The 1,298-nt window shown below is 37.2% G+C and carries 2 protein-coding genes; both read left to right on the top strand.

All coding sequences use genetic code 11. The annotated features are described in order from the left end of the window. The first annotated feature begins 70 nt into the window (after positions 1–70). Complete coding sequence (locus BN1068_RS00070) at positions 71–367, top strand: helix-turn-helix domain-containing protein (protein ID WP_077600812.1); 297 nt, start codon at positions 71–73, stop codon at positions 365–367. Between the two features lie 8 nt (positions 368–375). Beyond that, entirely contained in the window at positions 376–1,257 is an 882-nt protein-coding gene (locus tag BN1068_RS00065; protein WP_077600811.1) for an IS3 family transposase, read from the top strand. Positions 1,258–1,298 lie beyond the last annotated feature (41 nt).

Raw genomic sequence — 1,298 nt, 5'->3', positions numbered from 1 at the left:
TGATATGATCCCCCTATAGTAGACAGTAAAAAGAAAGCACGTTAATCTGTCTACTATAGGGGGATTTTTTGTGGGGAAGAAACGAAAAACTTATAATATTGACTTTAAGAAGAAAGTTGTTAACCTTCATCTCAAAGATGGGATGGGTTATAACACAATAGCTAGAGAAATGAACATTGATAAAAATCAAGTAAGAAGATGGGTAAACCATTTTAATAATGAGGGAACAAAAGGACTTGAGGAAAAACGAGGTAGAGCAGGAGGAGTTGGTCAAGGCAGACCAAGAACTCGTCCTGAAAATCCCGATGAAAAGATCAAACGCTTAGAAGCAGAGAATGAAATGCTAAAAAAGTTTTTAAAGATGTGAAAGGAGGAATGGATGAAGTACCAACATCAAAAAAGTATGAAGTGATCAGAGAAATGTCTAAGGGAACCTATTCGATACAGTTGTTGTGCGAACTAGCTAAGGTATCGAAAAGTGGCTACTACAAATGGATAAAGCGGCAGGAAACACCTAGTGAAAAGCAACTGGAGGACGAAGAAATCAAGAAGAAAATTATGGAATGCCATAAGAAATATAAGGGAATTTACGGATATCGACGAATCCAGATATGGCTAAGGAAGATTTACGGTCTTCTTATCAACCACAAGCGTGTGCAGCGACTTATGAGGGAAATGACTATACAGGCAGTTATCCGAAAGAAAAAGCCGTACTATGGAAAGAAAGAAGCTTATGTCATCTCAGACAACCATTTAAACAGGGATTTTGTGGCCTCCAAGCCAAATGAAAAGTGGGTAACAGATATCACTTACTTGATTTTTAACGGACAAAAACTATACCTGTCTGCTATCAAAGACTTATATAACAGTGAAATTGTTGCCTACCATGTAAGCCGAAGGAATGATCTGAAACTGGTGATGGATACCTTGAAAAAGGCGAAGAAAAAAAGGAATGTAAAAGGAGTCCTTCTGCACAGTGATCAAGGATTCCAGTATACATCCCGTCAATATAACAACTTACTTAAAAAATATCAGATGAAAGCAAGTATGTCCAGGAAGGGAAATTGTTGGGACAATGCCTGTATGGAGAATTTCTTTAGCCACTTCAAAAGTGAGTGTTTCAACTTATATTCATTCAGAACAGGTGAAGAAGTACGGAATGCTGTAAATAAATATATTAGATTCTACAATCATCAACGATTCCAGAAGAAATTAAATAACCTGAGCCCCTATCATTTCAGGACTCAGGTTGCATAAATGTGCTTTTTATTCTTGTCTACTTGACAGGGGTCAGTTCA

This window comes from Oceanobacillus sojae (assembly GCF_900162665.1).
GTDB lineage: Bacteria > Bacillota > Bacilli > Bacillales > Amphibacillaceae > Oceanobacillus > Oceanobacillus sojae_A.
The sequence above is the reverse complement of the archived record's forward strand: the minus strand, read 5'-3'. Positions and strand labels throughout refer to the sequence as shown.

Bases quoted from the DNA above. Each gene is read 5' to 3' on its own strand.
- BN1068_RS00065 (WP_077600811.1), top strand. From the start codon at position 376: ATGGATGAAGTACCAACATCAAAAAAGTATGAAGTGATCAGAGAAATG.